This is a genomic window from Fibrobacter sp. UWB5 (assembly GCF_002210295.1).
Classification (GTDB): Bacteria; Fibrobacterota; Fibrobacteria; order Fibrobacterales; family Fibrobacteraceae; genus Fibrobacter.
The window spans coordinates 1,022,289-1,030,171 of sequence record NZ_MWQH01000001.1; the positions used below are offsets into that span (position 1 = coordinate 1,022,289).

Genomic DNA, 7,883 nt, shown 5'->3' on the forward strand with positions numbered 1-7,883 from the left:
GCAAAAAAATACATTTTTGTTAAGGGTAAAATACCCCTAAAAGCCTTATCTCATTGGCATCTGCCAGTAGATTTGTTATTAGACTTTGGATTTCTTTGGCGGTCCGCAATCCTTGTTTTTCTTGGCCGATTCGATGTATTCCGACATCCGTCTTTTTGTTTCGGCGGCGATATCTGCCGAAATTTCAAAGATTGGAGCCGTATTCGCCACAAGGGGGTAAAGGCGGTCAACCTCTTTGAAGAGCTCCGAAAGCGACTTGTTGTAGACTTTGGCAAGTGCGCTTAAAGTGGTTATGGAGGGCATCCTTTTACCGACCTCGACCTGTGAAATAAATTGTCGGGTGATATTGGACTGTAGGGACGCAGTGTTTTGGGTGAGGCCGCTTTCGCGGCGACAATCCAAGAACACTTGGCGTATAGCTTCGTTTAGTATATGGTCTTCGTATTCCACAAAAAAACACCTTTAAAAAACTGTGGATTACCAAGCACGCCCTACAATGAATTTTAGTATACGTAGGGGGTGGTGCGTGCAAACAATAGATTGCAAACTTTGCAAAATATTGTTAACGGGCGGGGCGTGAAAGCGGATGCAGAAATGGTGAATAAAGGCCAAAATGGTCAATTGAGTCTTGTTTGCGACGCTTGATGAAAAATTTTTTATGAAAGTGATGTTAAGAAAAAGAAAGGTCAATCTTTCGATTGACCTTTCTTTCTGCGGGTGCCAGGACTCGAACCTGGAGCGGTATATAGACCGGATGTGCCAAATTGATGTCAAAAATGCCGGTTGAGGCACATCCTCTCGCAAATGGGCTGGCCCATTTGCTCACAAAAGACCGCTCGGCTCTATCGCATCAACAAGAATGTGATATCGCCTCGCTCTCGCAACCGCCCTCGGTTAACACCCGAGGGCTTTGTTGCTCACAAAGGCTCCAGTTTCTCGCCTGATTTCTATCAGATAAAAAAAGACGACTTGCTAGTCGCAAATCGCCTTTTTTCTGCGGGTGCCAGGACTCGAACCTGGAGCCTTTTGGTTCGTAGCCAAACGCTCTATCCAGTTGGGCTACATCCGCTTGATTGATGGCCCAAAGATAGTTTAAAGCGCGGGTGTTGTCAAGGGTTTTTGTTGAATTTTTTTTAAGAATTTTTGATTTGATGGCTAATATCCCTGCTTTTGCGGGGTTTTGAAGTGTGGCTTGTAATCGGATTGCCTTACAATAACTATCTTTTTGGCCAAATTTTTTAACGGTATTGGACCATGGATAAAGTCAAACCCGTATTACTTTCGGTTCTGAATATTTTGAAGGGCTGGTTTACTGACCGCAAGGTGGTCAAGTGGCTGATCATTTTGGCGGTTCCCGTGCTTGCTGCTTTTATCGCTGTAATCGCGGTCTACAATCACTTTTCGCCGGAGCTGCCTTCGCTTTCGCAGCTCGAGCAGATCAATCCGAGACTTGTCACGAACATTTACGACATGAACGGAAAGATTGCCCACGAATATTTCGTGGAACGCCGCGAATGGACGAGCTTCGACTCGATTCCCGAAAATGCGATTCACGCCGTGATGGCCACCGAAGACCGAGCCTTCTATAGCCACTGGGGCATGAACGTGTGGGCAATTCCGTCTGCCGTTATGGAAAGCGCCTTGTCGGGCAAAAAGCTCCGCGGAGCATCGACCTTGACGCAGCAGCTGACCAAGCTTTTGTTCCTCACGCCGGAACGTACGATTTCGCGTAAGATTAAGGAAATGATGACGGCTATCCGCATCGAACAGACTTATACTAAAGAAGAAATCCTTGAATTCTACATGAACGAAGTGTACCTGGCTGGCGGTAACTACGGTTTCCAGGCGGCAGGTAAGTTCTACTTCGGCCGTCCGCTCGATAGCCTTACGATTCCGGAACTTGCCGTTTTGGCCGGTATGCTGCAGCGCCCGGAAGCTTATCGTCCGGACCGTCACCCCGAAGCCGCTTTTGAACGCCGCAATACGGTGCTTTACGCCATGCGCGATGCCGGCTATATTAATGACGACGAATACCACGAATATATCAAGACGCCGATTACGCTTGCCGAAAAGGAAACTTCGAACGAATCGGGCCTGTACTTCTACGAAGAAATCCGCAAGTACATGGAAAAGAAGTACGGCGAAAATTCCCTGTATGCCGACGGCGTGTCCATCAATTCGACGATTGACCCGGATATTCAGGCCTTTGCCGATAGCGTTGCCCGCGTGCAGGTCGAAAAGGTCCGCCGCCGTGTCAAGTACCGCGCTACCCGCCGCCTGTACCTGACCAAAAAGTACGGCATGCCCGAAGATAGCGTGGTCGCTCACTTCGATAGCGTTTATACTCTCTTTAAAAAGGAATACCTGGCCGACGACTTGAAGCGCCCTGCGGACAAGCGCCGTTTCCCGGACTCCATTCTTTACCACCATCCTGAAATTGCTGCAATCTTGATTGAAAACGAATCGGGCGCAATCCGTGCCATGGTGGGTGGTTCCGACTTTAACCAGTCTCGCTGGAACCGTGCGGTGCAGTCTCTGCGTCAGCCCGGCTCGTCGTTCAAGCCGATTGTGTATTCGACGGCTATGGACAACGGCGCAAGCCCCTGCGACTCGGTGAACGACCAGCCGGTGAGCATTCCTGACCCGGACGACAAGGACAAGAACAAGGTTTGGCGCCCGGCGAACTTCGAACATGACTTCGAAGGCATGATGACGCTCCGCCGTGCCCTTTACAAGTCCAAGAACTTGCCGGCTATTTTGACGGGCATGAAGTACGGCCTGAACAACGTGGTGAACTACGCCCGCAAGTTCGGCATTGTGCGCGCCCCGTTGATGGCTGTTCCTAGCTTGGCCCTGGGTTCCGTGGGTGCAACCCTGATGGAAATGACATCTGCCTATACGGTGTTCCCGAACGGTGGTAACCGAATCGAACCGTACATGATTGAATCCATTGTGGACCGCAACGGCGAAGTCATTGAAAAGAATTCCAAGGTCGAACACGAAGTGCTGCGTCCGGCTTCTGCCTACTTGATGGTCGACATGCTTAAGGACGTGAATATTCGCGGTACGGCTGCCCGCGTGTGGGCAAACGGCTTTACGCACCCGAGTGGCGGTAAGACCGGTACTACGAACGACTATACCGACTGCTGGTACATCGGCTTTACCAAGCAATATACGATGGGCGTGTGGGTCGGCTCCGACAGCCCGGGTACCTTGGGCGCAGGTCATACGGGTACCGAAGATGCCCTGCCGGTATGGATTGCAACCATGAAGCAGTTGCACAAGGACTTGCCGCGTAAGCCGTTCCCGGTTCCGGCCGGTGTCGTAAGCAAGGGCGTTTGCAACCATACGGGTAAGATTGCTGGTGAATTCTGCTCCGAAAAGACTTACTGCCTCTACACGGCAGGCTACGCTCCGACCGAGGTCTGCGACGGTAACCACTTCGAAGTCAAGACCAAGTCTGCCGACGATGCCACGCTCTTCAGCAACAAGGGCGCAAGTTCTGCTCCCAAGCCGAGCAGCAGCGGCCCTGCCAAGAAGAACACCCGCAAGATGTTCTAAGTGTGGCGCCTAAGGCGCGATTATATAAACGGAGAACGCCCCTCTTCGGGGCGGACAACAATAAAAAAGGCGCCTGTTGAGGCGCTTTTTTAATACCTGAAAAGGCAATCGCTATTTGAGCATTTTGTTGAGCGTTGCGCGCATGTGGTTCATGTTCGCTTCGTTCAAAGTTTCGTAGCGGTAGAAGGTTCCGTCTTTCTGCACCACGTACACGACCGGAATATAGCCAGTACCGTAAGCGGGACCGAACTTGTAGTCGCTATCCTGGAATACGGGAATCGCTACGTGGAACTGGTCGATAAACAGGCGGATGTCGTTTTTCTTGATGCCGCCGCCAAGACCGATGGCGATGCCGGTTAAGCCCTTGGGTTCGTATTCCTTGACTAGATCCTGGATTTCGGAAATGTGACGCTGGCAGTGCGGACACTTGGGGCTGAAGTAATAAATCAAAAGAGGCCTGTTTGCAAACTGGCTGAACAGAATTCCCGGATCGCTAATGCCCGAAAGCGGCTTCGAAAAGTCCATCTTCATGGGCTGGTTGGTGGTGGTATCCTGCATCAACTTCACATCAGCCATCAGGGGTTCCGGAGCAAGCTGCGCAAAAGGCGCAACTGCTGCAATGGCGGCAATACCTAAAATTTTAGAAACGAAATTCATAACCCTTAAAATACGAAAAAATAGGTCAAAAAGACAGGTTTGCTCAAAAAAAATGCGATTTTTTGCGAAAAATCACACTTTTGAATATTTCAAACTGGAATGATTACAGGTTATAAGTCGTGATAATCGAGTAGTGCGGCTCGGCCTTGCGCACCCCGTTCAGCGGAATGCTCACGTCCACCTTGTTGACGAGTCGGCTGATGGACTTGGTCTGTGCAAAACGCACGCCAAAACCAATCAGGTAAACCAGGTCCTTGCGGTTGATATCCCAAAGGTCCCAGGCGGTTTCGCCGACGCTTTCAAAGATGGCGAACACGGGCATGAGCGTTGCGATTTCGAAATTCGTGAAGTAGCGCTGTTCCAGGTTCGCGAATACGCGGGCTTGCCCGGCGTAGAATCCGGTGGGGAACCCGGCGAATCCGGTGGCGCCGCCTAAAGTAAGCTGCTTGCCGTAGCGGGCGTCTTCATAGAAGTCGACAAGGCCTGTGAGCGCTGTCGAGAATCTTTCGTTCGGGTGGAAAATGTATTCGCCCGAAAGTTTGCCGTAGTAGTCGTGCTGCTCGCCGTGATCCAAGTAGAAGTTCATCTCGGATTTGAGCGTGAGGTGGTGCATGGAGTATCCCAGCATCAGGTCGGCCCAGAAGTCAAGGCGAATGTCGTTGTCGGCGGCACCCAGCTGTTCGTAGTTCTTGGAAATCTGCGCCTTGAGCGAGTAACCCTTTTCGATGTCTTCGGTCCACTTGGCGTTGTGGAAATTCTTGATCTTTTCGTAGCGGATGTTCGAGAACGTCAGGTACATGCCGAGGCGGGAATCTTTTTGTTCGGGGAGCCATTCGTTGACGGCGGAGGCGGAATCGATGGCGTAGGTGGTGTCGCCGTCGGTGAATACGTAGCGGTAAAGCTTGCCTTCGGTTGCTGTGGTGTAGTGGTAGTCGTAGGTGGCGCCCACGTAGAGCTTGCGGTAGGTTCCGCCGAAGGAACGGCTGATTCTAAAGCTGAGCGAGTCGTCAATAAAGTCCTTGACTGTCATGAGCTTTACAACTTCGTTGCCGTTGTAAAGCGGGAACGAGTCAAGCATGGCTTTCTTGTGATTGTAGATAGGGCTGTCGCCAAATTTCTTTTGGGCGTCGTACACGGTGGCGCCTGGCGGGAGTTCTCCGCTACCATAAAAATAGGCGTTGCGCTTGTTCTTCAAGCCCTCGATGGTGTAGGCCCACTGGTTCTGGCTTCTGCTGAGGAAGGGAATGTACATCTTTCCGTAGGCAAGGTAGCCGTCGGTATTGTAGCTATAGAGAAAGTCTAAATGGTTGTAGCGGAACAAGAAGTGCGGGTCGCCGTATTCCACCTGCCACATGTCGCGGAACTCGTCGTGCCCGAAGTAGAATCCGAGCTTTTGCCCGAGGCCCAGGAAGTTGCTTTCTTGAACGCCGATACCCCAGTTCAAATTGTCGTAGGTCCACTGGTTGCCTGAAAAGCCAAATGTCGTGGGAACGGCGAGAGTCCAGTTGTCGCTGGTCTTGACCGTGGCGATATTTTTGCCGTCTTCGTTGGTAATCTTGATGCTTGCGTCCGAAAGAAAGTTCTGGCTGCGCAGGAACCGTTCGGCCTCTTGAATCTGGATGGGCGTGACGGTTTCGCCTTCATCGAAAAGGAGCAATTTCTTGACGGTCACTTCGCGGGTTTCGATGTGGATCCAATTCAATAAATCGTAGGCCCACTTGTCGTACTGGGTGTGGTACCTGGAATCGTCAAAGGCGTCGCCAATGTTGTATCGGATAGAATCAATCTTGAATGCGCCGGGAGAGTCCTGGGCAAAGGCTGCAAGAGGTACAAAAAAGAGAATAAACAAAATAATCGGCATTGCGAGGATAATATAGAAAAAAGTGTAGTTTCCCTCTGTTTGTGCAGGTTGGAACCTGCTGGAAATGTAAAAAGAAATAAATTTTCGAAAAATTGGTATTCAAACGCCTGAAAAAAGCGTGTTAAGTAATAGGGAGTGTGCCTCAACTTAACACAAAAGGAAACACATGTCTGACAATACCAATCATTCAAAAAAAAATTACATCGTCACAAATGAGCATGGCGAGGAATTCCTGCTGCCCAAATACGCGGCGACATTCCGCATCCTGATGGATGACAAGGACACGATCCGCGATGTGCTCAACAGCCTGCTCCAGCTGGACCATGACCATGAAATCATCGACCTCGAATACGAATTCGAAAAGCCCATCGACATCTTTATGCCCGAAAACGATCCCGCACGCCTCGACGTCTGGGTGCATACTAGGGACAATCGGTATCTCAATATTGAGATGCAGAACAAGGTACATTCGTTCTTTTTTGACCGCTTGCAACTCTACAATTCGTATCTCACGCTGCGCGGCAAGTATGAATTTAATCGTTCCGCATATTTCCTGGGCTTGTCGGAAGAGGAACGCCGGTATCGGTACTATGAACTTCCGGAAACGGTATCCATTTGGCTCTGTAACGATTCCGTTCTCAGGACGAAGGATATCTACAAGGATGTATGGTCCACTTACAGCGAACATGAGGTCAAGTCAGGGAATGCTCTTCCCATTTCGCGGAAAAATAGGTATATTATCGTCGATCTGCCTAATTTCGTGAAGCTGCGCAAGGGCGTGAAAACCCGCGAGGATTTCTGGCTCAGGCTTATCTCTAGGGGTCCGCTCCAGGTTCCCGAGACGGTGGATCCGATTTTTGCGAATGCGCTAGATCGCTTACGCGTAAGCCGCATGAACCCTGAACTCTTGAAAGCCTTGGAGGCAAACATGTTCGACCATCATGAATACGAAGCACTTGAAGCCGAAGCCTTCCTCAAGGGCCAAGCGAGGGGCCTTGCCAGCGGCATGGAAAAGGGTTTGGCGCAGGGCATGGAAAAAGGTATGGCGCAAGGTATGGAAAAAGGTATGGAAAAAGGCGCCCAGCAGGAGCGCGAAAAGAACGATGCGCTGACGACTAAGCGAGCAGACTACTTGCGTTCGCAGAACGTGCCGGACAGCGTGATTGCGGCAATGCTAGCCTTGAAATAGCATTTTTTTATAAGTCCGAAATTTGGAAGCCGATCCTTGGGGTCGGCTTTTTCAATTCCTGCGACATTTAGCTAAATTTGGCAAAAACGTTTGAGGTTACCGGAGGTTTTGTGAAGATTTTTAAAAGCGTTTTGGCCCTGTCTGTTCTCCTGACAATGCTTGTTGCATGCGGAGATGAATCTAGTAGCTCCGCTCCAGCGCCGGACCCGGCCGACGGTTCTTCGTCTTCTGTTGCGCCAACTTCGAGCGATGACGATCAATCCTCGAGTTCGCAAAAGAGTTCCGGCAAGGAAAAGTCTTCTTCGTCTGTAAAGTCTGATTCGAATGGTTCGCAGAAGAGTTCTAGTTCTGTGAGCGGTAAGAACAGTAGTTCATCTGTGGATAAGTTGAGTTCTTCTGAAGGTTGCTCTTTTAGTGGACGAAATGAAGATGGAAGTCTTGATTTTGCGGGCGTTTGTTGCGATGGTGATACAGCCATTGTTATGGGCAAATCTCGTTTGACATATTACACATGCAAAATGAATTATTGGATGTTAGACTCCATTGCTGGCCAAGACACCTGGATTTGTAGGTTTTTTAATAGTGGGTTCATGAACGACCATATTCATTACCGGT

General features: G+C 50.2%; 5 protein-coding genes, 1 tRNA gene and 1 pseudogene. 3 read left to right on the forward strand and 4 right to left on the reverse strand.

What is annotated here, in order from left to right:
• Positions 1-78: 78 nt before the first annotated feature.
• Together B7989_RS04205 and B7989_RS04210 are read right to left on the reverse strand one after the other, a co-directional pair.
• Positions 79-450 carry a helix-turn-helix domain-containing protein gene (locus B7989_RS04205; RefSeq protein ID WP_088627325.1) on the reverse strand — a complete coding sequence of 124 codons (372 nt, stop codon included), beginning with the start codon at positions 448-450 and terminating at the stop codon, positions 79-81.
• 545 nt (positions 451-995) lie between these two features.
• Positions 996-1,069 (reverse strand) — tRNA-Arg (locus B7989_RS04210).
• A 185-nt stretch (positions 1,070-1,254) separates the two neighbouring features.
• Between B7989_RS04210 and B7989_RS04215 the strand changes: the two genes are divergently transcribed.
• Positions 1,255-3,561 carry a penicillin-binding protein 1A gene (locus B7989_RS04215; protein WP_088627326.1) on the forward strand — a complete coding sequence of 769 codons (2,307 nt, stop codon included), beginning with the start codon at positions 1,255-1,257 and terminating at the stop codon, positions 3,559-3,561.
• Positions 3,562-3,672: 111 nt separating this feature from the next.
• Here the strand turns inward: B7989_RS04215 and B7989_RS04220 are convergent, their stop codons facing one another.
• Positions 3,673-4,218 carry a TlpA disulfide reductase family protein gene (locus B7989_RS04220; protein ID WP_088627327.1) on the reverse strand — a complete coding sequence of 182 codons (546 nt, stop codon included), beginning with the start codon at positions 4,216-4,218 and terminating at the stop codon, positions 3,673-3,675.
• Between the two features lie 103 nt (positions 4,219-4,321).
• Entirely contained in the window at positions 4,322-6,079 is a 1,758-nt protein-coding gene (locus B7989_RS04225) for a hypothetical protein (protein WP_088627328.1), read from the reverse strand.
• Between the two features lie 166 nt (positions 6,080-6,245).
• Here B7989_RS04225 and B7989_RS04230 point away from each other — a divergent pair, with 166 nt between their 5' ends.
• A complete protein-coding gene (locus B7989_RS04230; RefSeq protein ID WP_088627329.1) occupies positions 6,246-7,268 on the forward strand; it encodes a PD-(D/E)XK nuclease family transposase in 1,023 nt (340 codons plus the stop codon).
• Positions 7,269-7,378: 110 nt separating this feature from the next.
• A pseudogene (locus B7989_RS13830) lies at positions 7,379-7,883 on the forward strand (hypothetical protein); the annotation flags it as partial.

Excerpts from the sequence above, each read along its gene's own strand:
- B7989_RS04215 (WP_088627326.1), top strand. The coding sequence starts at position 1,255 with ATGGATAAAGTCAAACCCGTATTACTTTCGGTTCTGAATATTTTGAAG.
- B7989_RS04220 (WP_088627327.1), bottom strand. The coding sequence starts at position 4,218 with ATGAATTTCGTTTCTAAAATTTTAGGTATTGCCGCCATTGCAGCAGTT.
- B7989_RS04225 (WP_088627328.1), bottom strand. The coding sequence starts at position 6,079 with ATGCCGATTATTTTGTTTATTCTCTTTTTTGTACCTCTTGCAGCCTTT.
- B7989_RS04230 (WP_088627329.1), top strand. The coding sequence starts at position 6,246 with ATGTCTGACAATACCAATCATTCAAAAAAAAATTACATCGTCACAAAT.